This is a genomic window from Paenibacillus sp. FSL R7-0652 (assembly GCF_038595045.1).
Taxonomy (GTDB): Bacteria; Bacillota; Bacilli; order Paenibacillales; family Paenibacillaceae; genus Paenibacillus.
Genome location: NZ_CP152001.1, coordinates 4,272,216 through 4,297,912, shown reverse-complemented (window position 1 = coordinate 4,297,912; position 25,697 = coordinate 4,272,216). Strand labels below are relative to the sequence as shown.

At 46.3% G+C, this 25,697-nt stretch carries 21 protein-coding genes and 1 pseudogene; 18 read left to right on the top strand and 4 right to left on the bottom strand.

Translation table 11 applies throughout. The features are described from left to right. Positions 1-64 precede the first annotated feature (64 nt). The 3 genes from MKY97_RS19110 to MKY97_RS19100 all read left to right on the top strand — a co-directional run bounded on the left by MKY97_RS19110 (position 65) and on the right by MKY97_RS19100 (position 2,654). Entirely contained in the window at positions 65-1,204 is a 1,140-nt protein-coding gene (locus MKY97_RS19110) for a threonine synthase (protein ID WP_342551888.1), read from the top strand. 605 nt (positions 1,205-1,809) lie between these two features. Then, positions 1,810-2,082, top strand: a complete 273-nt coding sequence (locus MKY97_RS19105; RefSeq protein ID WP_342551887.1) for a hypothetical protein — start codon at positions 1,810-1,812, stop codon at positions 2,080-2,082. A 341-nt stretch (positions 2,083-2,423) separates the two neighbouring features. Continuing rightward, positions 2,424-2,654 (top strand): hypothetical protein, encoded by a 231-nt coding sequence (locus MKY97_RS19100; protein ID WP_342551886.1) that lies wholly within the window; start codon positions 2,424-2,426, stop codon positions 2,652-2,654. Positions 2,655-3,839: 1,185 nt separating this feature from the next. Here MKY97_RS19100 and MKY97_RS19095 read toward each other — a convergent pair. Next, positions 3,840-4,661, bottom strand: a pseudogene (locus MKY97_RS19095) (DNA polymerase IV); the annotation flags it as partial. A gap of 873 nt (positions 4,662-5,534) precedes the next feature. On the opposite strand from MKY97_RS19095, the gene MKY97_RS19090 reads away from it, so the two are divergent. The 7 genes from MKY97_RS19090 to MKY97_RS19060 all read left to right on the top strand — a co-directional run bounded on the left by MKY97_RS19090 (position 5,535) and on the right by MKY97_RS19060 (position 14,194). Further along, entirely contained in the window at positions 5,535-7,760 is a 2,226-nt protein-coding gene (locus tag MKY97_RS19090; protein WP_342551885.1) for a hypothetical protein, read from the top strand. A 46-nt stretch (positions 7,761-7,806) separates the two neighbouring features. Continuing rightward, on the top strand, positions 7,807-9,018 hold the full coding sequence (locus tag MKY97_RS19085; protein ID WP_342551884.1) for a HEAT repeat domain-containing protein: 1,212 nt from the start codon (positions 7,807-7,809) through the stop codon (positions 9,016-9,018). 22 nt (positions 9,019-9,040) lie between these two features. Further along, on the top strand, positions 9,041-10,441 hold the full coding sequence (locus MKY97_RS19080) for a glycosyltransferase (RefSeq protein ID WP_342551883.1): 1,401 nt from the start codon (positions 9,041-9,043) through the stop codon (positions 10,439-10,441). A 33-nt stretch (positions 10,442-10,474) separates the two neighbouring features. Continuing rightward, on the top strand, positions 10,475-11,278 hold the full coding sequence (locus tag MKY97_RS19075; RefSeq protein WP_342551882.1) for a response regulator: 804 nt from the start codon (positions 10,475-10,477) through the stop codon (positions 11,276-11,278). Between the two features lie 109 nt (positions 11,279-11,387). Continuing rightward, a complete protein-coding gene (locus MKY97_RS19070) occupies positions 11,388-12,755 on the top strand; it encodes a nucleotide sugar dehydrogenase (protein ID WP_342551881.1) in 1,368 nt (455 codons plus the stop codon). 8 nt (positions 12,756-12,763) lie between these two features. Continuing rightward, positions 12,764-13,705: a hypothetical protein gene (locus MKY97_RS19065; protein ID WP_342551880.1), complete on the top strand. Its 942-nt coding sequence runs from the start codon at positions 12,764-12,766 to the stop codon at positions 13,703-13,705. A 144-nt stretch (positions 13,706-13,849) separates the two neighbouring features. Then, entirely contained in the window at positions 13,850-14,194 is a 345-nt protein-coding gene (locus tag MKY97_RS19060) for a DUF3139 domain-containing protein (protein ID WP_342551879.1), read from the top strand. Positions 14,195-14,268: 74 nt separating this feature from the next. Here MKY97_RS19060 and MKY97_RS19055 read toward each other — a convergent pair whose 3' ends face one another. Both MKY97_RS19055 and MKY97_RS19050 read right to left on the bottom strand, forming a co-directional pair. Continuing rightward, positions 14,269-14,742: a stalk domain-containing protein gene (locus tag MKY97_RS19055; protein WP_342551878.1), complete on the bottom strand. Its 474-nt coding sequence runs from the start codon at positions 14,740-14,742 to the stop codon at positions 14,269-14,271. Between the two features lie 203 nt (positions 14,743-14,945). Beyond that, positions 14,946-15,830, bottom strand: coding sequence for an AraC family transcriptional regulator (locus MKY97_RS19050; protein ID WP_342551877.1), 885 nt, complete (start codon positions 15,828-15,830; stop codon positions 14,946-14,948). Between the two features lie 486 nt (positions 15,831-16,316). Here MKY97_RS19050 and MKY97_RS19045 point away from each other — a divergent pair, with 486 nt between their 5' ends. The 8 genes from MKY97_RS19045 (at position 16,317) to MKY97_RS19010 (ending at position 24,705) form a co-directional block, all read left to right on the top strand. After that, positions 16,317-17,528, top strand: coding sequence for an LLM class flavin-dependent oxidoreductase (locus MKY97_RS19045; protein ID WP_342551876.1), 1,212 nt, complete (start codon positions 16,317-16,319; stop codon positions 17,526-17,528). Between the two features lie 210 nt (positions 17,529-17,738). Beyond that, on the top strand, positions 17,739-19,013 hold the full coding sequence (locus MKY97_RS19040; protein WP_342551875.1) for an extracellular solute-binding protein: 1,275 nt from the start codon (positions 17,739-17,741) through the stop codon (positions 19,011-19,013). A gap of 3 nt (positions 19,014-19,016) precedes the next feature. Beyond that, positions 19,017-19,889 (top strand): sugar ABC transporter permease, encoded by an 873-nt coding sequence (locus tag MKY97_RS19035; RefSeq protein WP_342551874.1) that lies wholly within the window; start codon positions 19,017-19,019, stop codon positions 19,887-19,889. A gap of 114 nt (positions 19,890-20,003) precedes the next feature. Then, positions 20,004-20,819 carry a carbohydrate ABC transporter permease gene (locus tag MKY97_RS19030; protein WP_342551873.1) on the top strand — a complete coding sequence of 272 codons (816 nt, stop codon included), beginning with the start codon at positions 20,004-20,006 and terminating at the stop codon, positions 20,817-20,819. A 163-nt stretch (positions 20,820-20,982) separates the two neighbouring features. Further along, positions 20,983-22,200, top strand: a complete 1,218-nt coding sequence (locus MKY97_RS19025) for an MFS transporter (protein ID WP_342551872.1) — start codon at positions 20,983-20,985, stop codon at positions 22,198-22,200. Between the two features lie 660 nt (positions 22,201-22,860). Then, positions 22,861-23,487 (top strand): cell wall hydrolase, encoded by a 627-nt coding sequence (locus MKY97_RS19020; protein ID WP_342556388.1) that lies wholly within the window; start codon positions 22,861-22,863, stop codon positions 23,485-23,487. A 170-nt stretch (positions 23,488-23,657) separates the two neighbouring features. Beyond that, positions 23,658-23,981 (top strand): hypothetical protein, encoded by a 324-nt coding sequence (locus MKY97_RS19015; protein ID WP_342551871.1) that lies wholly within the window; start codon positions 23,658-23,660, stop codon positions 23,979-23,981. A 49-nt stretch (positions 23,982-24,030) separates the two neighbouring features. Then, a complete protein-coding gene (locus MKY97_RS19010) occupies positions 24,031-24,705 on the top strand; it encodes a hypothetical protein (protein WP_342551870.1) in 675 nt (224 codons plus the stop codon). Between the two features lie 148 nt (positions 24,706-24,853). On the opposite strand, the gene MKY97_RS19005 is transcribed toward MKY97_RS19010, so the two are convergent. Further along, positions 24,854-25,618: a hypothetical protein gene (locus MKY97_RS19005; protein WP_342551869.1), complete on the bottom strand. Its 765-nt coding sequence runs from the start codon at positions 25,616-25,618 to the stop codon at positions 24,854-24,856. Between the last annotated feature and the right edge of the window lie 79 nt (positions 25,619-25,697).

Here is a 25,697-nt window from a genome sequence, read left to right as displayed (position 1 = left end):
TATTAATAGAGCATTTTTATCCAATTATCTTTTATTAACATTTCTTATTGTGGGAGGCATCAACATGTTAAAGACAGCGTTGTTAATTAAATGCTCAGAATGTGGGGGTATTTCAGATGATAAGTATGGTTCAGGAATATGTCATTGTGGAGGAACATTGTTAGTTAACTACGATTTAGAGAGATACAAAAAGTACAATATTGAAGATGTTCTAAAATATAGTCATAGTACGATTTGGAAATACTCAAATTTATTACCCTTATCAGATGAAAATTCTGTAGTTTCATTAGGAGAAGGTTTGACACCATTAATTAGACTGTTTAAATTAGAGAAAAACGTAGGAGTGAATCAACTATGGATAAAAAGAGAAGATCAAAATCCAACGGGTAGTTTTAAAGCGAGAGGCTTTTCTGTGGCAGTCTCTTTATTAAAAGAAAGAAAAATTAATAGAGCCGTGGTTCCTAGTAACGGGAATGCAGGTGTAGCTCTTGCTGCTTATGCAGCAAGAGCTAATATTGAAGCTTATGTAATAATGCCTCAGGATTGTCCTAAAAATATAATCTCCGAAGCGAAAATGTATGGAGCAAAAGTTTCACTTATAAGTGGTTTTATACATGATGCAGGAAAAATAGTTGAGCAAAAGATGGATGAAATGAAATGGATTAATGTAGGCACTACTAAAGAATTAGGACGTTTAGAAGGAAAAAAAACCATGGCTTATGAACTAGCAGAACAACTTAATTGGGAAATGCCAGACACTATAATTTACCCTACAGGTGGGGGATCCGGTCTAATAGGATTATGGAAAGGATTAAATGAATTATTAGAACTGGGCTGGATCAGTGGGAGTTTGCCAAGGTTTGTTTCCGTTCAAGAAGTGGGTTGCACTCCTATTGTGGAAGGATTCTACTCGTGTGTTACAAGCATTAACAGCATTGCTAGCCCAACTGGTATGAGAGTCCACTATCCCGCAGCGAAGAAACTGATTATATCAATTTTAAAGAATAGCGGAGGAACGGCCCTTGCAGTCTCACGAGAGGAAATAGATCATAGTGGAATGATTTTGGCTCGTGAGGGTATTTCGGCCTCACCTGAAGGAAGTGCTACTTTAGCAGGAGTTCTGAAATTAAAAGAATTGGGGATGTTAAGTAAAAGCGAAAGAGTAGTATTGTTTAATACAGCACATGTAATGAAATATTTGTAATAGAAGGTTTTAATAGTGAAAATGCAACGGCACATTCAAGTCTCATTATGTTTTATTAACCAGTCATGACCTAAGAAAATCATTTGCGCACATGACTGAAAATAATTCGGGAAAATGAAAACGACAATCAAAGATGAAATTAAAAATTCGCAAAAGAAATGGATATTTTTATAGTGGAATGAGACTGTGTAGAGTAAGAATCGAATTATGTATAGAGGATTCAGGTACAAGGTTATGACGAACGTGAACTTTGTAGATTCGGACGGTACAATTGGAGGGGGTCACTCGGAGATGGAAGTACGTATAATCAACGTCTACATCCAGTACAAGTGGTTAATTTAACCGGAGTGAGTATGATTATGCATTGGCTCTCTTAAGAGCGATGGTACGGTGTGGTCTTGGGGATCGGGCTCATCATATCAGGATAGGTAAGGGCAATACGTTTATCTATGAAAATGCAGCGCCAATAGATGTGCTGAGCAATGTGAAAAGGATTGCAGCTGGTTATTACCACGGTATGGCACTAACACAGGGAGGCGAACTTTGGTACTTGGGGTACTCCTACTGTAACGCTACCAACGAAACTAATGAATGATGTGAAGGCGATGTCTGGGGAGCTAAAACGACTCAAATCGTTAAAACCGATAGGACCTTATGGACATTGGGATCGAACTCGTACGGTCAGCTTGGAGATGGAACAAAAACGAACAAGTCCTACTCCTGTCCAGGTACCGAATATGAAGGACGTCGTCGGGGTAGCTAGCGGAGAATCGGCGAGTTATGCGGTTAAAGCAGACGGAAGTGTATGGCCTGAGATTTCTGGAGATGCAGATGGTACTTTATTGGGGAATGTTCATATAACCGAAGAAGGCCCCTGATGAAGATAACAAAGATCGTCTTCTCCAATATTTAGGAAACGACCATTGTTTTTTAATGAAGCTATTGTGCTACAACTTGTTTTCCTGTTTGCAATGGCCGTTTGTTAAATTAGTAATTAAAATGAGGAGATGATATGATGCCAGCTACACTTCCTCGAAAAAATGACCAACTTTTTTTGTCGATAAACAGGTGATTGTAATTAAAGTTTTTCTGAATTTCCAATTAGCAGAAGTTCGATACCTAAGTTCAAATGACACTTTCATTGTAGATATTAACGTTCTAAATCTATCCGCTGATCAGCGAAGCGCAATTTCAATAAAATTGTTAGGAGGGGAAATCCATGATTCTCAACTATATAGATACTCCGTTAGACGGTAAGTCTTGGGAGGCATTGATTAACTCGTGTTATAGAATGAAATTCCAAGATGAACATTTTACAGAAATACCAGCAGTTCATGGTGGGGATGCTGGAATAGAGGGTTTTACCCGTCGGGGGAGAGTTTATCAGTGTTATTGCCCTGAACGTGAAAATAGTGATGACGATCTCTATGAGCATTTAAGAACAAAATGACTAAAGATATAAAAAAACTAATAACTCTTACGTATGCTAAAAGACTAAAAGAGTTGTTCTCTTAAATTATTTACATATTCATCAAGTCTCTACAGAGTACCGTAGTTTTGTGATCCGACAAGCCAAAGATAATTTTCCGATACAAATTTTTAATAAAGAAAACTTTCCGTATAATGAATGTACCTTAGTATACGCTATCTCATCTGAGAACCCTAATGATCTTAGAAATATTCTTCCTTTTTTTAGCAAAGTGAATATTCTACATCATTTTAATTTAATCAGGAGATTAGGAATTAAAGCTGCTTTATACAAAATACCTGTAAGCGGAAAAGCACAGGAGACTGAAATTGGAGGGTAGTTGAAGTGGGTTAGAGTTTTCAAATGATGAAAGGTCCCTTTGATAAAAGGGGCACGAATGATAATTGAGGCCAATCGCTACTACGGTTGGCCTCAATTAATTATAAAATAATTATATCGTTTCAGCTTGAAAACTTGAATGAATTCGAAATTCTTCTCAACGTTGACTAAATTGTTTTTCCAGTAACGAAAGTCATAAAATTACTGTTTTTTTGAATGGTTTTAGTAAACAAAAAGAATGCATGTTCGTTATAATTGAAACTGGAAGCATAATTTTGCCAAATGGCAAAATTATGGGTTAAGTTACATACGGTCATAATTGATTAGGGTGAGCCAATGTGCTCATCTTTTTTTGTTGTTTAGAGATTAGGGATAAACAGAATCTGAAAAACAGTAGACGCCTGGACTTTATTTATTCAACTTGTTATCTGAACAATACAACATATCAAAAAAGGATTGGGGATTATATACCCAGTTGTGTGTTTCCTACTAACACAAAAGAATATTCCACTCCAAGCAAGTTGACTTTTTCCAGTCTGGGATACGCGCTAGACAAATGGAATCTTTGGGCAGTTCTGATTTTTTTACATTTGCAAAATCATTATTTTTCTAGTGCTTAATACGTATATCTTGATAGTGGGCAATTTTTTAAAATGTAACTTTGTATAAACTTCAATATCAAGCGAGTCTTAACTATAAAAAGGATAAAATCCATTTATGCTCGTTTTTATTTATGCTCAAATCTAAAATTAATAAAAACACTGTTAAATAGGCGGTTAAGAGTATTTTATACTTATGCTCACGAGAGAATATATTGTTACCTGAAAGCACAACCTTGATCTCATCCCAGGTCTCATAATCTCGCGGCAGCGTCATCTGATGCCCGATTCCCTGCTGCTGGTGGGTGTATGTCCCGGGTTTTACCGGAGAATCATCCATACCACGGGCGATACGCCATAATACTTCGCCGTTGACACCCCAGCGCTCTTTCAGCCGGGACAGCGGCGTATGTGCCAGATCACCGATCGTATGAATGCCCATCTTGTAGAGATGCTGTCCCATGCGTGAACCAACCATAAACATGTCACGTACAGGCTTCTCCCAGATCGTGGATGGCATATCCTTACGCGGCAGCGTGTAGATGCCGCCTGGAACTTTTTTTGCATATAGATCACAGGCCATTTTGCTGACTACCTTGGTATCACTGATCCCGATCCGAATGTAGACACCTGTCTCCTCCATAACCCGGGACTGAATACTGCGTGCAATGGTTTCGGGACTGCCGAACAAGTCCAGGCTTCCGGTGACATCGAGAAATTGTTCATCGATACTATAGGGCTCCACGAGGTCGGTGTAAGACTGCAGAATGCGCGTAATATGAAGGGATACCCGGATATACTCAGCCATGCGCGGACGAATAACCACGACATCAGGGCATTTGGCCAGGGCTTCGCCCAGCCGTTCTGCGGTTGTAATGCCATAGGACTTGGCGAGGGGACAGGCGGCCAGAATGATACCCGAGCGCCTGGCCGGATCACCGGCTACAACGAGGGGCCGATCCCTGTACTCGGGATGTGCAGACTTCTCCACACTGGCATAGAATGACTGGCAGTCTGCCAGCATGATGACACGTCTGTCTTGGCGGGGCATGATGTTTCCTCTCCTTATCTGCGATTCTTGATGCTGCTCCTGTCGTCTAACCCCTGCAGGGAGCTGGTTATTTACAGTTTATTTACAGTATGGAACAAGTGTTCCTGTTTTATAAGCATAAAGGACAATTCAAAATGCGGCAACCGGAATTATTTTGCAAATTGGACACAATTACGTTGAACATCAGGTGGAAGGTGCATAATAGGAAATAAGAAGTGCTTTTTTACATATAATGAGAGGCAGCTGTGACTTCAGGGTGATGACTGGCAGTTCATTTTGTTTTTTGTAAGAGGGTGATTAATGGGCGGAGTCCTATAAGGGGGGACTGATGTCCTTTTTTTATTTTCAGTACTTTTCTGAAAACCTTGATACGACGCGGATTTTCACTGATGCGTTATCGGACTATAGTATCAATTTTGTAATCTTTATGGTTAATACTGTAAAAAAGGCGCAACTTTAGAAAAACACTCGCGTTTAATGGGGTATATGTTTTTCGGGGGAAGAGTGCCTGCATCCGCGCTGCACATAACAATATTACATGAAGATGTGCAGCAGCTGCAGTGCGTTCATCTGTGCTTTTCCGGCAGATCGTGAATGTAAAAAGACCGCAAATGGAACAGCTGCCTTGGTGTGCTGGCGGATGGGGAAACGGACTGAGTATGGGCAGAACGTTCCATATCATGTTTGCTTCCATCAGCCTAGTTACAATGCAGAGGCTTAGCGCTATAGTGAGAACTACACCGCTGACATCTCTACCAAGCGGACATCCGAAGCGGAATGATCGTATGTTTCCTGTACGGGTTCATTTCTAACGCATGAACCTGAACCATGGGGAAGCAGGATGCATACCAGAGAGGTGAGCAATCAGAAGTCATGAGCAGACAACGACGAAGACGCTGGTTACTGACAGCTTTGACGGGCGCCGTAGTACTGACTGGCGGTTTACTTGCCGGATGGCATTACATGCAGCCCAAGCTTGTTACGTATACAGCGGAGAACGGCACGGAGATGAAATTCAAGACCGATGGAGACCAGTTTATGCAGTACGGGCCGGATGGAACCTGGAAGGAAATGTTCGTCAAAGGGGTGAACCTGGGGGCAACCTCACCAGGGCATTACCCAGGAGAATTTCCACTCACCGAGGAGGATTACCTGCGCTGGTTCGAGCAGATTCAGGATTTGGGCGCGAATGTGATTCGGGTGTATACGGTCCATCAGCCGATTTTTTACTCTGCACTGGTCGATTATAATCGCGGCCGGGAGCAGCCGTTATATTTTATACAAGGCATATGGTCCCCTGAGGAAGAATTGATTGAGAAGCAGGATGCCTATGCGGATCATATTGAGCAGCGGTTCAAGCAGGAAATTGCAAAAGCGGTATCTGCTGTATACGGGGATGCCGACATTCCTGCCCGAAATGGTGAATCCAGCGGTAAATACAGGACAAATGCAGGGAAATATCTGATGGCCTGGCATGTAGGCACCGAGTGGGACCCGTCCATGGTGGATAATACCAATAAGGTGCATGCAGATGTCCCGCAGTACAAGGGGGTTCATTTCTCTGCAAGTGCAGAGGCTTCCCCGTTTGAGAACTGGCTTGCCGAGCTGCTGGACTATACAGCGGTTCAGGAAAAAAAATACGGATGGGAACATCCAATGACTTTCACCAACTGGGTCACAACCGATGTACTCGATCATCCGGGCGAGCCGCTCTATGAAGAGGATCTGGTCAGTGTGGATGCACGACATATTAAGCCGGAGGCGTGGGAAGGCGGGTATTTCGCTGCCTATCATGTGTATCCGTATTATCCAGACTTGTTCCACACCGACAAGACACTTCAAACGATCAAGGATGAAAAAGGCGAGTACAACACGTACAAAAGTTATCTGCGCAAGCTCAAAGCCGAGTTTTCCGATATGCCTGTAATGGTTACAGAGTATGGCGTACCTTCCTCTCTGGGTATTTCTCATCTGGGCATGGGCGGCCGAAATCAGGGCGGACATAACGAGGTGCAGCAGGGAGACATCGATGCTTCGCTTACGCAGGATATTTATGATGAAGGGTACGCAGGAGCGATTCTGTTTATGTGGCAGGATGAGTGGTTTAAAAAAACCTGGAATACGATGCCGCTGGAAATTCCGGCTGACCGCCGGGCTTACTGGCTGAATGTGCTGACGAATGAGAAAATGTTTGGCCTGCTGGCGATGGACCCTGGTAAACAGGAACGGCTGACCATTGATGGCAGGCTGGATGACTGGGATACGCTGAAAGATGAAGAAGTCACCGTCTGGCAGGGAAAGGTGCAGGGGATCCGGGAGATGAAGATGACTCACGATGAAGCCTATCTGTATATAGGTTTGACGCTGGATCAGCCTTATGACCCTGAGCAGACCATGCTCCGTATCGGAACAAACACCCTTGACGGAGGCAGTCAGCCAAGCAATATGCTGCCGGGAAAAACGCTGAGTGATGGGCTGGAAACGGTCATCACATTAGGCAAAGATGATGAGTCCCAGGTGCAGATCGCCAAAGACTATGATTTCAACCAGCGGCTGTATGGCAGGGACGGATATAACATGATTCCAGCCAAGCAGCTCAAGTCCAGCGATCCGTTCCATCCATGGGAACTGGCCGTCAGTCTGAAGATGACACCACCAGACACACGTTCGGCTCATCCATTCATGGCTGAAAATGTAGGGACGTTAAAGCGGGGCACGACAGCCCCAGGACAGGCAGATACCGATTCGTTAACAGCCTGGCAGTATAACGGCAATCAGGTGGAGATGCGAATTCCATGGATGCTGCTTGGTTTCGGTGATCCCAGCTCCTTGCAGGCGATTGAATACGGACCGCTGAAAAACGGCCGGGAGTTTTCTACGACTACCGTTGAAGGTATCACGCTGGTTCCGTGGCTGACGAATCGTTCCACGCAGCAGGTATCCTGGCCAGGAGGCGAACAGGCAGCGCTGGATTTGAAAACTTTACCCGTCTACAGCTGGAAACCATGGGAGCAGGTCCAATACAGCGAAAGACTAAAGTTAAGCTATGAGAAAATGCGGCAGAACTACGAAAAAATGCCTAGTTTTCGGATGGAATAAGTCAATATAGAATTTCATAAACGAGCATAAAGGAGGACTTTTTCACATGTTCCAGAGTTTGGCTTTGGCCTATTGGTTTTTGATTGCCTGCATCGCACTTGTGATTGTAGGTGTCATCGTTCTGTTTGCCATGAAAATGTCCCACAACGGCAAACGACGCAAAATCGCCTTGTATGAACTAAAGCAGCGGGACTATTTCACGTATTTGCAGACCGCTTTAACAGAGAACAGTCCGCTCAAACTGCCGCCAGGTAAGCTGGCCCCGCTAGAACGCCGGGTTATTCAGGACAAATTAATTGAATGGATTGACCAGTTCAAAGGAGAATATCGCGATAAATTGATCGAATTGTGCCGCGAAGCAGGGTTCGTCGAACATGATCTGAAGGAGCTGGGGCGTCTGCGCTATGGACGTCAGATTGATGCAGCCTATCGTCTGGGAGGTATGCGCTGTCCCGAAGCCGTGCCGGGATTGATGGAACTGCTAAAAGATGAAAAACCCGGCCCGATGGCCATTATGATTGGTCGTTCGATTGCGAGATGTACGACCCGGCATGGCGAGCTGAAGGACATGCTTGCCCTGCTTTTGACCAAAGGAAAATCGATCCATCATCTGGCTGCGGATATTCTGCTGGAAGCTAACCTGGATACAAGCCGCATACTGCTTGAGCTGCTGGAAGATCGCAATCCTGATTTTGTCAAAGTCGGACTTGTGGCGATGTGGGGACAAGCGGTACCTGAAGTGATGCCTGCACTCGACAGACTGGTTGGGGCCGAGCATCAAGATGTACGTGCTGAAGCCGTGAAGCTGTATCTCAGTGCAAGTCCGGCGCTCAAGGATGAGACGATTCTGAAGCTGATTCAGGATTCAGACCCGGAAGTCCGCGCCGAAGTAGTACAGGCGCTTGGTTCGAAACATGCATCAGGCAGCATTCCGCTGCTTCGCAAGGCACTTCGCGATGAAGACTGGAGAGTTCGCTGCAGCAGTGCGGAAAGCTTGAGCAAGCTGGGCGAACCCGGATTCGAAGCTTTGTGTCAGGCGGCGGTGCAGGGAACGGGTGCGGAACGCGAGATTGCCATGCAGCAGATTGAGAGCACAATGCAGCAATCGGGATCCGACCATAAAGTGGTGGAGCAGATGATTGCGCATAACAAAAAAAGACTGCTGTACGAACGTTATTTTGGCCCTGTGCGAGGTGACCAGCGTACGCCTAAGAAACGCACAGGTGTTGCAGCGGTAGGAGGGGATTACACTGCTTAGAGATCTATTACTCATCTACGGTATGGTCGCCATCTATTATGTGGTGTTCGTTAATACGCTTTATTTTTCTATACTCGCTTTATCATTCCGCAACATCTGGACAATCTTCCGGCGGTCACATTACTCCAAGTACAACACGTTATCCGGCTCCGAACTTGTACCTTCGGTCTCGCTGCTGGTGCCGGCATACAACGAGGAACTGACCATTATTGAAAATGTAAACTGCCTGATGACACTGAACTATCCGACGTATGAGGTTATTGTAGTCAATGATGGATCAAGCGATTCCACGTTGAAGGTACTGCTGGAAGAATACCGTCTGAAGCCGGTGCCGAATACGCAGATTCGCGGAAAAATTCCATGTCAGAACATTCGCGGCATCTACCATAACCCGGAGTTCCCGGATCTGTATGTCATCGATAAGGAAAATGGCGGCAAGGCGGATTCCCTGAATGCAGGCATCAACTTGTCCCATTATCCGCTGATCTGTTCCATTGATGCCGATTCACTGCTGGAAAAGGACGCCCTGATCCGCATGGCACGCATGTATATGGAGAATCCGGAAGAGACCGTTGCGATCGGAGGGGATGTCCGCATTGCCAACGGCTGCAAAATTGAAAACGGTGCGGTTCAGGATGTATCCCTGCCGCGCAAAATTTGGCCGATGTTCCAGTCCATCGAATATTTGAAAGCTTTCCTTGGCGGACGGATCGGATGGAGCCACATGAACGGTCTGATCATCGTTTCGGGTGCATTCGGCATGTTCCGTAAGGATGCTGTCATCGCTGTAGGCGGCTATCGCGATGGTTATCCAGGCGAAGACATGAACATCATCATCAAACTTCATCGTTATATGCTGGAAAATAAACTGAAATACCGCGTCGCCTTCTGTCCTGAAGCCGTGTGCTGGACGCAGGCGCCGGATTCTTACCGCATTTTGTCCAGTCAGCGCAAGCGCTGGGGCCGCGGAAATCTGAAAAACATGCTGGAGAATCGCGGCATGCTGTTCAACCCGAAATATAAGGTCATGGGCATGATTACCATGCCGTATAACGTTATTTTTGAAGCGCTGAATCCGTACTTCCGAATTACCGGACTGCTGGCTCTGGCTGGATACGTGCTTCTGGATATGACTCAGTGGCCGGTTCTCGTCCTGTTTGGATTGCTGAACTTCGTGAGTGGATATTTGCTGAGTGTAGGGGCGTTGATTCTGGAGGAGATTGCGTTCAAACGCTACAACAAGCTCTCCGATCTGGTCAAAATGCTTGTCTACTCCGCGCTGAAATTTGTGGGGTATCATCAGCTCGGCGTGCTGTGGAGATTGCAGGGACACATTCAGTTTTTGCAAAACAACAATTCCTGGGGCACGATGACACGCCAAAGCTGGTCTGAAGAATCCAAAGACGCGAGCAAAGCGGCTTAATTGTAACAACATTATAGAAGGGTGGAAAAGAACATGCCAAATACGGCGACACTGCAGCGTGAGGCTGCCGTTAATGTGTATCGCAATGTAGAACAGGGATTGAAGGAAACGGGTGCCGAAGCTTGCGGCTTAATGTTCATTCACTGTGCAGGTCAGGTTCAGCCGGAGCAGCAGATCAGAACACATCTGGAACAGGCGGGATATTTGTCTTTCCAAGTGTGGCAGGACGGACCGATGCAGACCGTAGCTGTGCTGCTTCCGGGGCTTTCGCTGGATGAGGTTCATTATGAAGGACTTCGTATCAAGCATGCGCTGCAGGAAAGCGTTCCTGGTGCTGATCCGCAAATTACACTGGCCAGTTTCCCGCCAGGGGAGCGCCCTTCAAAGGCAACGATTCAGCATATGGCTGAATCTTCGAAGCTCGTGGACTCCTCGGAGATTCACATCTATACGCTGGAGCATACCGCGGATGAACCGGAACGGATTCTGATCGTGGATAATGATCCGACGGTTCGCGAATTTTTGCAGCTGCGTCTGAAGATGCAGGGATACGAAACCTACGAAGCCGTGGATGGACTCGCTGCACTCGACCTGATCGAAAAAGTGACACCTGATCTGGTGCTGACCGAGCTGAATCTGTACGGCATCGATGGACTGCCGTTCATTCATCACATCCAGAAGCTGGAGATGGAGCAGCCGCCGAAAATTGTTGTTTTGACGGAACAACGGGTTGAGCAGACGATCAGCCAATGCTTCCGCAGCGGAGTGGACGATTATATGACCAAGCCGTTCTCCCCTGTGGAACTGGATGCCCGAATCAGACGCTGCCTGCACTAGAAGATGATTAGAGTCAGAACGATTACAACTACATCTAGAACTACATCTATATGATCTGAACTATTCTTTTACACTTTAACATCAAAATAAACTGCCCGGAGGGAATATCATGGAGAATCAACAATTTCACACCTTACTGAACGCGATCGAAAATAAAGAAGCGGTACTGGGCGTTGTCGGCCTCGGTTACGTCGGCCTTCCCCTTGCGGTGGAGATGGTCAACCAAGGGTTCACCGTCATCGGCATCGACCTGGATGCTTCCAAAGTCGACAGCATCTACAATGGAGATTCCTATATTCACGATATTTCGTCCGAAGAATTGAAAAAAGTGATGCAGAGTGGCCGTTTCCAGCCCACAACCGATTACAGCATGCTGCGTGTCATTGACGCACTGAGTATCTGCGTACCAACACCGCTCAGCGAAAACCAGGACCCGGATACCTCTTATATCGAGACGGTTGTCGATCAGATCAAGCTGCATATGAAACCAGGCATGCTGATTACGCTGGAAAGCACAACGTATCCGGGAACAACGGAAGAGCTGATTCAGCAGGAACTGGATAAAGTCGGACACGAAGCGGGCAGAGACTATTTCCTTTGCTTCTCGCCTGAGCGCGTAGACCCGTCTAACGGACGTTTTACCACGTTTAATACACCGAAAGTTATTGGCGGAACCACGGAAGCCTGCCTGAAGCTCGGAACAGCGCTGTACAGCAAATATGTAGAGACCGTAGTTCCGGTATCTTCACCAAAAGTAGCCGAAATGTCCAAACTGCTGGAAAACACCTTCCGCAGTGTGAACATTGCCTTCGTGAATGAAATGGCCATGATGTGTGACCGCATGGGCATCGATATTTGGGAGGTTATTGACGCGGCTGCGACGAAACCGTTTGGCTTTATGCCGTTCTATCCAGGGCCGGGTATCGGCGGACACTGCATCCCGCTCGACCCGATGTATCTGTCGTGGAAGGCGAAGGGATTCCGTTTTTACAGCAAATTCATTGAACTGGCGCAATCTACGAATGACAATATGCCGTACTATGTACTGAATAAAACATCAACGATCCTGAACGAATACGCGAAGTCTGTGCGCAAATCGAACATCCTGCTGCTCGGCATGTCGTACAAACCGAACATTGCCGATCTGCGTGAATCACCAGGACTTGAAGTGTACGAGCTGTTCAAGGAAAGCGGCGCAAATGTTGACTATTATGACCCGCATGCCGAGTCATTCAAGGATAAACATGGCGAAACCGTGCACAGCCAACCCTTTAATCTGGAGCAGTTCAAAACGTATGATTGCATCGTGCTGATTACCAACCACAGCGACCTGGCTTATTATGATATTGCGGAACTGGGAGTGCCTATTCTGGATACACGCAACGCATTCCGTACGTACAATCATTCACACATTTACAAAATCGGTCACTCGGTACAGCACCCAGTGTTGGAGCCAAGTGAAGCGGTTCTCGTCTGAGGAAGCTTATGAGGAAACAGGACATTTTGGCAGGTAAGGCTAAATGGGCTATCGTGGCTGTGGTGTTCTGCCTGCTGCTGCTGTCCTGGGTGTTCAAATGGTTCTCGCACGAAGAACATAAGGCGACCTGGCTGTGGGATACGTCGATCATTACGAAGCAGACACCTGAGATTATCGCGTTTTCCAAAGAGCAGGGCGTGGATACCATTTTCCTGCAAATTCAGGATGAGGTACCCGATGCGGCATATCGCAAATTCATCGCGGCTGCCACCAATGCGGAGATCGAAGTACACGCGCTGAATGGTCATGCCGATTGGGCTTACCGCGAAAAGCGTGCAGAGGGACTTGCCTTTATTGAACGGGTTCGGGCATACAATGCTTCGTCTGCGAAAAATGAGCGTTTTGAGGGCATCCAACTTGATGTCGAGCCTTACCAGTTAAAACGCTGGGAGAATGAGGAGAGCAGCGTCATTACCGAGTGGCAGAACAATATGGAGGTTTGGACGGAAGCCGGAAAGGCCGCTGGTCTATACATGAGTGCAGCGATTCCCTTCTGGCTGGATGCCCGTCAGTCGGCTGGAGGCAAGGAGACGTTCAGCCGCTGGGTCATCTCCCGTTTCGATGCGGTAGCCATCATGGCTTATCGGGACAGCGGGCAGCAGATGTACGATCTGTCCAAGGAAGAGCTGGCTGAAGCAGATGATCTGGGCAAGAAGGTCTGGATTGGAGCAGAACTCGCGGATACACACGAGGGAGATCACCTGACCTTTTTCCGCAAACCGATCAGCAATATGGACGAAGAGATGCAGAAAGTATTTGAGCTAGGTGCTTCTCATTCATCTTTTGCAGGTGTAGCTGTGCATCATTATGAGGCTTGGTATGCAAAACAGAATGGCATTCCGCTTGCGCGCAAGACCGAGAAATCGAAAGAGGAGCTGCCAACAAAATAGTAGAAGCTTCAACATTGGGTGGTAATCCCTTCTGGGCAAAAGCTGCAGGTATTCGTGCCTGCGCTTTACGGCTCAGAAGGGATTTTTACATCGTATAGAGAATGTGAACGTTGAGAGTGGAGATTGGGGATTGGAGGTTTGTTTATGACGAAAAGAGTTAAAACCAGCTTGTTCGCTGCTCTAGCGCTCATTGTTATGTTATCAGGATGGGGATACTTGAGTTTATTCGGCAATCCACTCAAAATGAATGATGCTGAAAAGAAAGTGAGGGCCTACTTAATTCAAAAACAGGGATATTCACCTGAGGAAATCGTAGATATAACGGGTAACTATTCCTTCAAAAGCTCAGAGGCTCCTTACGGTGCTTCCGCAACATTCGCTGACCAGCCTAACGATAAATATCATTATATGCTTTTCAAGGACGGGCACATTGAACAGTACAGTTATACGAGCGATAATCCTATACATATGGAGTCTCCGATTAGATAAAAGGGGTCTCCGCTTGTTCCCGTTATTCTCGTATTGGCAGTATGCTGTCTTTCTGAAACAGGTTTAGTGTACGTCTATTCCTTACTAACCTGAACCCTTTTCGTCTGCGAGTCATAAGAAACGTTAATGTCGTAGATCGAAACGATATCTTTTAGCGGAAAATAAATACGGTTTTGAATTAAGAGAACAGGGCTGTTCATCTGAAATGGCTCGTCATTGTGCTGGAACGTATCACTTCCAACCTTAAACTGCAGGAGAGGCGTAGAAACAGCAAAGTCTTCGTTAAGCACTCTGAACGTTTTGGTTTCGGATTGGAAGGATAACGCTTTGGAGTTAATCTGGAACGGGAGGCATCTCACAAATCCGTCGAGATCAACGTAAGTGTGCCCTTTGATGATCAAACCTGTGAATGATTTTTCATCCAATACATTGGATTTGATATTCACAGTTGAGCCGGAAGCGGGGAGAGAAGCAGCGTTTACGGATGAACTGAAGCCAGCCATAGCAAGAGTTAGTACGCTCACAAATAAAAATTTGGAAATACGCATGATCAACCACTCCTTTGATATATTCATTAGAAGTAACGCGGTACCCCGTACATAAGTTGCATAGGTTCAGGAGTAAATGGAAAAAAATGAATAAGGCACATCCCGATCACTCGTTGAGCGAAGGGAGGTGCCTTATTCAAGTTATTTAGCGCTTGAGAACATGGAAGTATCCCATTAGCGCCCATTTTCTTATCCGACTTTGTTTAATCTCTCTTCTGTTCCATTGTCGTTGTCCGATAACGGTTGGGAGGCAGGCCGACCTGCTTTTTAAAGGCTTTGGAAAAGGAAAATAAGTCCGGATAACCCACCGAATGAGCCACCTCCGTTAAACTCAGCGTGGTCTGCACCAGCAGGAGCTTGGCTTGGTTCATTTTGAGCTGCTGAATATACTGCACAGGAGACAAGCCGTAAGCTTTACGAAACTGTTTGGCAAAATGGGTTCGATCCACCCCTGCATGGGCAGACACACCTTCCACCGAAATTCCGCCTGCAAAATGCAGTTCAATATACTCTTTACCTTTTTGAAGCCAAGGCGTGGCTGTCTCGGGCTGCAGGACTTTGGTCGCCGGAGAACGCGCAATGCGGTCGAAAAGGCTGAGAAACCGGATCAGTCGCCCCAAGTCAGTGGCACTATCCTGCGTTTTGCGAACGTCTTCCATAAATGAACGCATACTGCTGGCTGTCTCGGGTGTTAGAACACCTGAACGATATGGATTGTCAGGACTGAGGCCAATCCGGGAGAGCAGCTCGGCGGCATAGGGTCCGTCGAAGGCGATAAATATTTTCTGCAAGGGCTGTTCGGGGTCGGTCCAATACTCATGGGTAACATGTGGAAACAGACAGAAGGCATCTCGGGCTCGCAGTGGATACTGCTGCCCGTTCTGAATGAATGAGCCTTCACCCTCCAGCACAAATAACAAATAATGATATGGTGTAGTCCGAGGACCAATATGGTAGCTGCTCTTGGCAATGTTACGACCAATGCGTAACGGCCATGCACCGCCGGCCTTCTCGAATTCAGACGGAGTGAAGAATAGAATATCCAAAAACTCGTGGTGGTCCTCCTTCATGCGCTCAAGCTCGGTCATCAGGAACACCTCTTTATAATATAAATATCGTCGATATCTTCTAAAAGATTCATTTATAACCTATTATACAGGTGGGTTTTATATAAATTCAAGACAGGCAGCATGTGAATATAAATAATGACCACAAAATGACAAAAATAAATTACCGCGAAATGACATTGATCACAGACAAATCAACTGATATGATGTCCATACCTATTAAACCGAGTTAATCAATCGGCTTTTGTATGTATACTTTACAAAATGATTAGAAATTAGGCGCACTTTAAAAATAGGGTTTAACGAGTGCGAACGTAGTGGAGGGGACGAAATCGATTCTGAAGAAACGTAGTGTTCGCTGTTATCTCCGGATTTTCCCTTTGGAAAAGGGAATCAAAAAAATCTGGAGATAACAGCGATCGAAAGAACGATTCGTACCCGGAACGGCCATGCTGCACAACACCGATCTTATTTTTAACATGAGACTTTATTTATCGATAGAAGGGAATGACGTTTGTGAGCGAACAGGAAGAGATGAAGTTTGGATGGTTTTTACCCACCGCTGGAGATGGAAAGTATGTAGGTGTCGAGCCGGAACGTGAGCCAAGTCTGGATTATCTGGTGCAGGTGGCACAGACGGCGGAGACGGCAGGGTTCGAATTTGTACTGATTCCGACAGGGGGAGCCTGTCTGGACGCATGGGTGGTCGGCTCGGCGGTAATGAGTCACACCAAGACACTGCGTCCCCTTGTAGCGATTCGCCCAGGTCTGGTGACACCCGTACTCGCGGCTCGCATGGGTGCGGCACTGGATCAGCTCTCGGGTGGTCGTGCCATGATTAACGTAGTTACGGGCAGCTCGGTTCGAGATCTGGAAGAACTCGGTGATCCGCTGGCACATGCGCATGATGAACGGTATGTTCGCGCAAGCGAGTATATGGAAGTCATGAAGCGTTCGTGGACGCAGTCGACAGGCTTGAACCTGACGGAATTCGCCGGAAGTGGCGCTCAATCAGGTGCAGATGCATCCAGCGATCCAAATCCTGAATTCAACGGTCAATATTATAACTTCAAAGGTCCGGTAGGCATGCCGGAGACGGTACAGAAGCCCCATCCACCATTCTATCTCGGAGGAAGTTCTCCGATAGCAAAGCGGGTGGCGGTTGAACATGCGGATACGTTCCTCATGTGGGGCGAGCCGCATGACTGGATTCAGGAACAGATCGAAGAGATCGAGATCATTCGCGAACAGGTGAGAGAGGAAACGGGACAAGATCGTCAGCTTCGTTACGGTATGCGGGCACAGGTTCTCATCCGAGATACCGAAGAAGAAGCTTGGGCAGCGGCGTGGGAGATCATCAGCAAAGTGCCGCCGGAAGCGATTGAGAAAGCCAAAGCTGCATTCGCCGAAACCGATGCCACCAACCAGCGCAGACAAAATGAGCTGCGAGAGCTTTCCGAGAAACAGCAGTTTGTCGTTGGGCCGAACTTATGGACAGGGTTGTCGGTCGTGCGCTCCGGGGGAGCCATTCTCATCGTGGGTACAGCAGAACAGGTGGCGGAACGTTTGATGGAATACGGGGACCTGGGCGTGACGACATTTATTCTATCCGGTTATCCGCACTTGGAAGAAGCCGAAATCTTCGGCAAGACGGTAATGCCGATCATCCGCGAGAAATGGAAAACAAGACAGAAGCAGCATTCTATTACTGCCCACTAAATAAGTTAAATGTGTTTTTATACGATAACGAAGTATTCAAAATAAATCTGGAAAAGCGGAGCGCTCGCCTTTATCCCCGGATTTCTCCTTATATTAAAATTGAAAAAATCCGGGGGTAACAGCGATTGGAAGATTGTTATGAATACGTAGTGTTCAGTGTAAATTTAGTCGTTTTAACTTACATTAATCATCCTTAGGAGGTCGTCTTTCATGAAAAAAACAAAAAAAATGCTGCTGCCGCTGGTCAGTATGCTGCTGATGTCCATCCTGCTGTCCGCTTGCGGTGGCGGAAATAATGCGGCATCCGGAGAGGGCGGCTCCTCAGGTTCAGGTAAAGTGACCATCAGTTTCATGCACTGGCGTGGCGAGGATTCCGAAGCATTCAACAAGACCATTGACGCCTTTGAAAAAGAAAACCCGAACATCCATGTGGAAATGCAGACGCTCCCTTCGGACCAGTATCAATCCACGGTGCAGTCCAAAATCAGCGACGGCTCCACGGGTGATGTGTTTGCCTCTTTCCCGGGTGCCCAGTTCCAAGCGTTCAGCAAAGCCGGATTATTTACGGATTTGACGGGATCATCCTTCCTATCCAACTATAATCCGAAACTAATCGAAGCCGGACAGCATGATGGCAAACAATATGCAGTTCCGTACCAACTTGTATATAATGATCCGATCTATAACGTGAAGTTGTTTGAGAAATACGGCCTGACACCACCGAAAGATTGGGAAGGGTTCCTGGCTCTGTGCCAGAAGCTGAAAGACAATGGCATCATTCCGATTGCTTTTGCCGGAGCGGATATTGGTCCAGGCCAATTCATGAATACGATGGTGATGAACAATGCACCAAGTGACGACATTTTTACCAAAGTTGAAGCAGGAGAAGCCAAACTGACAGATGAGTTCTGGGTGAAAACGTTGACGCAAATTAAAGAGCTGAACGATAAAGGATACTTCCAGCAGGATGCGCTAGGTACGAAAGACCCGGCAGCGGGTGCACTGTTTATTCAGGAAAAAGCAGCCATGCTCGCAAGTGGTTCATATCAACTGGCTCAGAACAAACAGCAAAACCCGAATCTGGAGCAAAAGCTGCTCGCACCAATTACGGTAAGTGCCGATCAGGCGAAATATGAAGGGGTGCACACCACCACGTTTATGCTTGCGGTAAACAGCAAGTCGAAACACCCGGAAGAAGCGAAGAAATTCCTTGAATTCCTGAGCAAACCGGATGCAGCTGGCGCATACGCCAACCAGACAGGACAAAATGTAACAGTGAATGACGTGAAGTATGATACACCTGAGCTTCAGGTTGCGGGAGAATGGGCGAACAAAAAGACCGTGTTCCAGCCGCGGTTTACCATCCTGAACGGAGACAACCAAAAGGCTGTAACTAACTCCATTCAGGCCGTGCTGAGCGGCACTTCCCCGGAAGAAGCAGCACAGCAGGCACAAGCGATCATTGATCAGCATATCGGGAAATAAACGATGAAAAACCGACTTCAGCTATCCCTGTTTCTGTTACCCGGATTGCTGCTGTACGTTGGATTGTTCGTATTTCCTACATTGACGGGGCTGTTCTACTCCTTTACGGATTGGGACGGGGTATCCCCGTCGTATGCATTTGTAGGGCTGGATAATTACAAGGACAGTCTCAGCAGCATCGTATTTCGCAAAGCCTTCGGCAATAACGTGGAGTTTATGCTAACCGTTGTTATCGCACAAACGTTTATTTCACTTGTTTTGGCTCTGCTTTTGGTACGTAATACCAAGACAAAAGTGGTGCTTCGTGCATTGTATTTCCTGCCGGCGATTCTGTCATCGGTGTCGGTTGGTCTGATCTGGGCATTCATGTATGACCCGTCCATTGGACTGATCAATTACGGATTAAACGAGGCGGGCATGAGCAGCATGGCTCGTAACTGGATCGGTGATCCGAAGATTGCGATTTTCTCCATAGCTGCAGTGCAGGTCTGGGCTCACGCAGGACAGATGATGATTGTATTCATCGCAGGTCTGCAGGGTATTCCGGCAGAGCTGTATGAAGCGGCGCGCATGGATGGCGGCGGCAAATGGCAGGTATTCCGTACCGTGACCTGGCCGCTGCTGGCTCCCTCGGCAACGATTGTGGTGGCCTACACGACCATTCAGTCGTTCAAGGCATTTGACCTTATTTTCACGATGACGGACGGAGGTCCGAACTACGCGACTGAAATTTTGACCACCTATATTTATCATACAGCCTTTGGAAGCTATTCGTTTGGTCTGGCTTCTGCGGGTTCGATGATCTTTCTGGTGCTGCTCGCCTTGTTGACACTGCTGCAGTTCAAAGCGCTGCGTGCCGACCGGGTAAGCTATTAACGGATAGATAATGGGTTCGTTTCGTGAGCCGTGTTCGAAGAATACGAAGTAGTTGAAACTTTAGATGTGGAGATGAACTTTAAATGTGAAGTTGAGAGGAAGGAGGGAGTTTATATGGTTTTCAAATGGTTCAATCGACTGATCCTGTTGGTGTACGCGCTGCTGATCCTTGTACCGCTGTATTTTGTATTTGTATCTTCGTTTAAAACAAGCAGCAATTTCTTCACGAGTCCATTCAGCTGGCCGGACCCGTTTACGTGGGATAATGTCACGGGCTTGTTTCGCAATCAGCCGATGTGGCAGTATTTCGGGAACAGTATGATTGTGACGCTGGGAACCGTTGCGATTGAGCTGCTGCTCAGCAGCATGATTGCTTACGCTATTGTCCGCTGGGGCGGCAGCGTAGGCAAAATTGTGTTTGCGCTGTTTGTGGCAGGTCTAATTGTACCGTCACAGGTCAGCATGCTGCCGATCTATTCCCTTACGCGTACACTCGGGTGGTCCGACAGCCTGACGGGTCTGATTATCGTATCGGCGGCCATGCTGATGCCTGTCTCGGTATTTATGCTGACAGGTTTTATGCGGATGCTGAATTCGGAAATTTTAGAAGCAGGCAGCATGGATGGAGCAAATGAGTGGAGACTCTTTACCCGGATTGCTCTTCCTCTGGCAGCACCTTCACTGGCGGCAACAGCGACGTTTCTGCTTGTGATGGTGTGGAATGATTTGCTCATTCCGATGCTTATGCTCACCAGCAAGTCCAAACTTACCCTGCCGCTCGCCCTGATGCAATTCCGCGGGGAGTATGTGACAAATTATCCGATGATGCTGACAGGCGTTCTTGTGACGGCCATTCCAATGATTGTGCTGTTCCTGCTGCTTCAGCGTTATTTTGTTGCAGGTCTTACGGCAGGTTCCCTTAAAGGTTGAGGGCGAGAAGAAGGCTGAAAGATCCTTCACATAATCGAGTTCGTTTTATATTTGTTTGTAAATTGGCTTCACGTCGTATTTTGCATTGATTTCTCGTTCATTCTGCATAATAATGGTTTAGTGTCAGGATGACTACATAGAGATCAAGGGAGCTATTAATCTGATGAGCAAATTGGAAGTGTTGCGGAATCCCAAGCAGCGCAAGCTGCTGTTCAGTGCCGGCATGAGCTGGCTGTTCGATGCGATGGAGGTCGGCATGATTTCCTTTATCGTGGCTGCACTTGCGAAGGAATGGAGCCTCAGTCCCGGACAGGTGGGAGTGCTGACGAGTATCAACTCCATCGGTATGGCACTGGGTGCCCTGCTTGCGGGTGCACTCGCAGACCGTTTTGGGCGAAAAGCCATTCTGATGTGGACGCTGTTAATTTTCACGATTGCAAGCGGTCTATCTGCACTCGCTACCGGGTTTGCGGTATTGTGTGCATTGCGTCTCGTTGCAGGTATTGGTCTTGGCGGCGAGCTGCCGGTGGCATCTACGCTGGTATCGGAATCGATGCCTACAGCGGAGCGTGGACGTGCGGTTGTGTTATTGGAAAGCTTCTGGGCAGGGGGCTGGATTGTATCGGCGCTCATTGCCAATTTTGTTATCCCGGAGTATGGGTGGAGAATTGCGTTTGCGATTGGTGCACTTCCGGCGTTCTACGCGCTGTATCTGCGCCGTGCCATCCAAGATCCGCCGCGGTACAAGAATCATACAAAATTGCATAAAATCACGTTTCGCGAGAAGGTTGCGACGGTCTGGTCTGCACCGCACCGCCGGACCACGTTGATGTTGTGGATTTTGTGGTTTACCGTTATTTTCTCGTATTATGGCATGTTTTTATGGCTTCCTTCGGTTGTGATGGCGAAAGGTTTTACATTGGTCAAAAGTTTCCAATATGTGCTGATCATGACGATCGCACAGCTGCCAGGGTACTTCACCGCAGCGTATTTCATTGAACGTTATGGCCGTAAATTCGTGCTTGTCGTATATCTGACGCTGACTGCAGTTAGCGCGATTGCCTTTGGACTAGCCACGACGGAAGCGACGATTTTGGCCGCCGGAATCTGTTTGTCATTCTTCAACCTGGGCGCTTGGGGCGGACTCTACGCGTACAGCCCGGAATTGTATCCCACTTCGGTGCGTTCCACAGGCGTTGGACTGGCTACATCGGTAGGTCGGGTTGGAGGTGTGCTCGCACCGCTGATGGTTGGGATGCTGGTTCAGCGAGCAGTTCCAATCAGCCTAATTTTCACTATTTTCTTCGTAACAATCCTGATCGGGGCGGCTGCCGTGCTGTTCTGGGGCCGGGAAACGAAGGGACAAGAACTCACAGAGTAATTGTCAACATATTCAAACGCAACTTTTGTGCGGGTCCGTTTGCCTACGAAGATAGGGGCTGGACAAGTGTCAGAACGTTGATACATGAAGAGGTGTGACCCTGATATGACCATGGGCTCATACCTCTTTTTGTTCTGTACAGGACTCATTTTTTCATGCTCCATCGGTCCGATAGACGTACTATTTTCGATATCCTATAATGACACTCGGGATGTCCATCCGAGAGGATTCAGGGGGAAGCAGTACATCTGGATTCAGAAAAAATGGAGGGTTAATGAGATGACGAATAAGAATAGATTTGAGATGGATCAGACGTTTGATATGAATCTAGGATTGAATGAAAAGAATGAAATCGAAGCGAAGAACAGGATAGATCACAATATTGGAACGAATGAAGAGCATAACGTGCATGCATTTGTACAAATGATTGAGCATGCCGGGATGGAAGTGATATACAGCTGCGATGGCATGAATATGAAAAATGAGACACAGGGGAGTTTTGACGTAATTGACCTTACACCTATGAACTACAGGATCGAAACGAGGCTGGATCTACAGCATTTGCACACTGCTATAGATTCTATGGAACCTATCACTGTGAGTCGTAAAGTCACCCATCGCAGAAGAAGAAAGACTGGCAAGAGAGCAGGCAGAGTCAGTATGCTTCTTGGTGCATGTGCATTGACCTTAGGGTTGACCGCTGCTGCGCCTTCCGCAGGCGCACAGAAGCTGGAACAGGGCATTCGCAGTGAACATGTGGTGCAGCTGCAGGAGCAGCTGAGTGAGCTGGGATATTTTGACGCTGGAATCACAGGTTATTACGGTTCCATTACCAAGAGCGCGGTCCGCGATTTTCAGCAAGCGCAGGGACTGAGCGCCGATGGTGTGGCAGGACCGATTACTTTGGAGAAGCTGAACAAGAAGGTCAAAGCCGAAGGAGAAACGCTGCGGCAGCTGGCGAAGCTGATCCATGGGGAAGCACGCGGGGAATCTTTTGAAGGCCAGGTTGCTGTAGGAGCAGTTGTCTTAAACCGGGTGCAGTCGGGAGAGTTCCCGTCATCCATCTCCGAAGTTATTTTCCAGAAAGGTCAGTTCACCGCTGTGGACGATGGACAGTTTAATTTGAAGCCAACCGCGACTTCGTTTAAAGCTGCACGTCAAGCTCTCAATGGCGTTGATCCGACGAATGGTGCACTGTATTATTATAATCCGAAGATTGCCACGTCCGAGTGGAGCAAGAGCAGACCGACACTGCTGACCATTGGCCAGCATGATTTTACGAGATGATTTTGGAAAAGTAAAAAATCAATACCACTAATAACCTTGGCTGCACTCTATACCTGAGCTGTAAACCAAGGTTATTTGTTCATCGCTTTTTTCTAGAAAATTGTTGTTTTGAAGGATAAGGATTATATTGAACGAATACATTAACGAAGAATTTTTGAAAGGGAATGATTATGAAAATAATAACTTTATGCGGCTCTACAAAGTTCAAAGAACAATTCGAACAGGCTAATGCCTTCCTTACACTTCAAGGAAATATTGTAATCAGCCTTGCCTTCTTTGAGCAAAGTGAAGGGTTAGAAATAACTGAGAAACAAGCTGAACTGCTTGGAAATCTCCATTTTAGAAAGATCGATATTTCTGATGAAATATTTGTGATTGATGTGAATGGTTACATTGGAAGCAGCACAAAAAGAGAGATTGAATATGCCAAAGAGAAAGGAAAGGCAGTTCGTTACTACTCGAGTGGCGAAATTTCTTCAAATGTATCCAACTAAATGTGAAGCGTATCCCTTTCAACAAAATTAGCCCTTAAAGGAGTTTTGAATGGAACTACTTAATGAGTTGAATAAGATTAGAACTGAAAAACATTCGACCAATTCACAAAGAGCATATTCTTTGGTATGTGCGGCTGTACTTGGAGGGATTCTGGGTCTAGCAGCCAAACTTGTAGATACTCAGGGGATTAATCCCCTATTTGATGATATTGGTGGACGTTTAGGTATTTGGATTTTTACTGCAGTACTTGTATCCGTGTTTAGTTATTCTCCTAAATTAGCGGCAGTTAAGATATTCTTCTTTTTCTCTTCACTGCTCATTGTTTATTATGTGTACACCGTGTTTTTCTTACATTTCTTTTCAGTGAAGGAGACGGTGTTTTGGGGAATTTGCGCAGTCTTATCTCCCATATGTGCTTATGTGATGTGGTATGCACGTGGTAATGGATATGCAGCCAGTATAATTTTGTCCCTTCCCGCAGCCGTTTTAGTGTCCGAAGGTTATGAATTAAGGAACGCTTACCTGCCTGAACACGAGCATTATTATTTAGTTCCAATCCTTATGGGGATTTATTTCATTATGGTGTTGACTTTACTACTGGTTGTTCCTGAAAAAAAGATAAAATCTCTCATTGTATTTCCCATAGCCATACTATTGTCTTGTATCATGATCTACTTGAATATTCTAGGGAAGGTTTTTGGCGGATTAAACGGGGTACTGTAACTCGTAATCTATTATTATTCATTCATACATACCATGAAATCAATGTTTAAATGAATAAACCCTGGATCGCTGTGAGCTGCCAGGGTTTATAACGAATGCTTGCTTACGCAGAACTGCTTATTTACAAAAGACTTATACACGATTATGGCTACTTTTGCGCATTGAACGGAATAGTGAATGAAGTTGGCTCTACAATAGTTTCTCCAGTGTCATAGTCATAGATTTTATTGAAAACCAGTTCGAGGGATACCAGCTCATCGGGATCATCCGTGTATACAAATCCATTTTCAAAATTATCGATAACTACACCGTCATATTGATGATATACATAGCTATCCCTTAAGAAATTACGATCGGATGAGATCGCATTGCCCATGTTTGGATGGACAGAATTTAAACCGTAAAATCCGACATTTCGATCCGTTGTATTTTCAACGCTGTAGAGAACTCTAATAAACGTTATAGTCGAACCAATTTTCTCTTGATTCAAAGTGGAAATGTCCTTTTGGGTATCCTTTGGAATTTCACTCGCCTCTAGTAATTGAACATTATACAGATAAACTTCCAGTGGACCAAAAGAAATAGTCTGATCCAGAGGGAGTGTTCTTAACAGTTTCACTTGTCCGCCATAAGGAAATGGTCCAGTATCCCCGACTTTGGATGGGGTCGGTGATGAATTATTGTAACTGTTATACAGCTTTTCCCTAAGATTTTTTGCTGCTTGCTCGAATGGATCGAGATTTTTGAAATCCCGTTCAGCTCGGAATGGCTTTAAACCAGACTCCATTATAAGTTCTGAAGAAGCTGTTTGAGGCTGCAAAGACTTGATTTCCATTTGTGTAGATGTGGCATAACTGGAACTTCCTGAACCGCTTAACATTGCAAGAACAACAAGTAATTGAATAATAAACATAAGAAGCGGCACCCTTCCTCTCTAGACATCGATTATTTATGTATATGCTCCAATAATCATAACAAATTGGGTAAGCATG

Excerpts from the sequence above, each read along its gene's own strand:
- MKY97_RS19030 (WP_342551873.1), top strand. The coding sequence starts at position 20,004 with ATGGTTTTCAAATGGTTCAATCGACTGATCCTGTTGGTGTACGCGCTG.
- MKY97_RS19040 (WP_342551875.1), top strand. The coding sequence starts at position 17,739 with ATGAAAAAAACAAAAAAAATGCTGCTGCCGCTGGTCAGTATGCTGCTG.
- MKY97_RS19110 (WP_342551888.1), top strand. The coding sequence starts at position 65 with ATGTTAAAGACAGCGTTGTTAATTAAATGCTCAGAATGTGGGGGTATT.
- MKY97_RS19005 (WP_342551869.1), bottom strand. The coding sequence starts at position 25,618 with ATGTTTATTATTCAATTACTTGTTGTTCTTGCAATGTTAAGCGGTTCA.
- MKY97_RS19035 (WP_342551874.1), top strand. The coding sequence starts at position 19,017 with ATGAAAAACCGACTTCAGCTATCCCTGTTTCTGTTACCCGGATTGCTG.
- MKY97_RS19100 (WP_342551886.1), top strand. The coding sequence starts at position 2,424 with ATGATTCTCAACTATATAGATACTCCGTTAGACGGTAAGTCTTGGGAG.
- MKY97_RS19070 (WP_342551881.1), top strand. The coding sequence starts at position 11,388 with ATGGAGAATCAACAATTTCACACCTTACTGAACGCGATCGAAAATAAA.
- MKY97_RS19050 (WP_342551877.1), bottom strand. The coding sequence starts at position 15,830 with ATGACCGAGCTTGAGCGCATGAAGGAGGACCACCACGAGTTTTTGGAT.
- MKY97_RS19015 (WP_342551871.1), top strand. The coding sequence starts at position 23,658 with ATGAAAATAATAACTTTATGCGGCTCTACAAAGTTCAAAGAACAATTC.
- MKY97_RS19060 (WP_342551879.1), top strand. The coding sequence starts at position 13,850 with ATGACGAAAAGAGTTAAAACCAGCTTGTTCGCTGCTCTAGCGCTCATT.
- MKY97_RS19045 (WP_342551876.1), top strand. The coding sequence starts at position 16,317 with ATGACGTTTGTGAGCGAACAGGAAGAGATGAAGTTTGGATGGTTTTTA.
- MKY97_RS19055 (WP_342551878.1), bottom strand. The coding sequence starts at position 14,742 with ATGCGTATTTCCAAATTTTTATTTGTGAGCGTACTAACTCTTGCTATG.
- MKY97_RS19085 (WP_342551884.1), top strand. The coding sequence starts at position 7,807 with ATGTTCCAGAGTTTGGCTTTGGCCTATTGGTTTTTGATTGCCTGCATC.
- MKY97_RS19065 (WP_342551880.1), top strand. The coding sequence starts at position 12,764 with ATGAGGAAACAGGACATTTTGGCAGGTAAGGCTAAATGGGCTATCGTG.
- MKY97_RS19105 (WP_342551887.1), top strand. The coding sequence starts at position 1,810 with ATGTCTGGGGAGCTAAAACGACTCAAATCGTTAAAACCGATAGGACCT.
- MKY97_RS19090 (WP_342551885.1), top strand. The coding sequence starts at position 5,535 with ATGAGCAGACAACGACGAAGACGCTGGTTACTGACAGCTTTGACGGGC.
- MKY97_RS19080 (WP_342551883.1), top strand. The coding sequence starts at position 9,041 with ATGGTCGCCATCTATTATGTGGTGTTCGTTAATACGCTTTATTTTTCT.
- MKY97_RS19025 (WP_342551872.1), top strand. The coding sequence starts at position 20,983 with ATGAGCAAATTGGAAGTGTTGCGGAATCCCAAGCAGCGCAAGCTGCTG.
- MKY97_RS19075 (WP_342551882.1), top strand. The coding sequence starts at position 10,475 with ATGCCAAATACGGCGACACTGCAGCGTGAGGCTGCCGTTAATGTGTAT.
- MKY97_RS19010 (WP_342551870.1), top strand. The coding sequence starts at position 24,031 with ATGGAACTACTTAATGAGTTGAATAAGATTAGAACTGAAAAACATTCG.
- MKY97_RS19020 (WP_342556388.1), top strand. The coding sequence starts at position 22,861 with ATGCTTCTTGGTGCATGTGCATTGACCTTAGGGTTGACCGCTGCTGCG.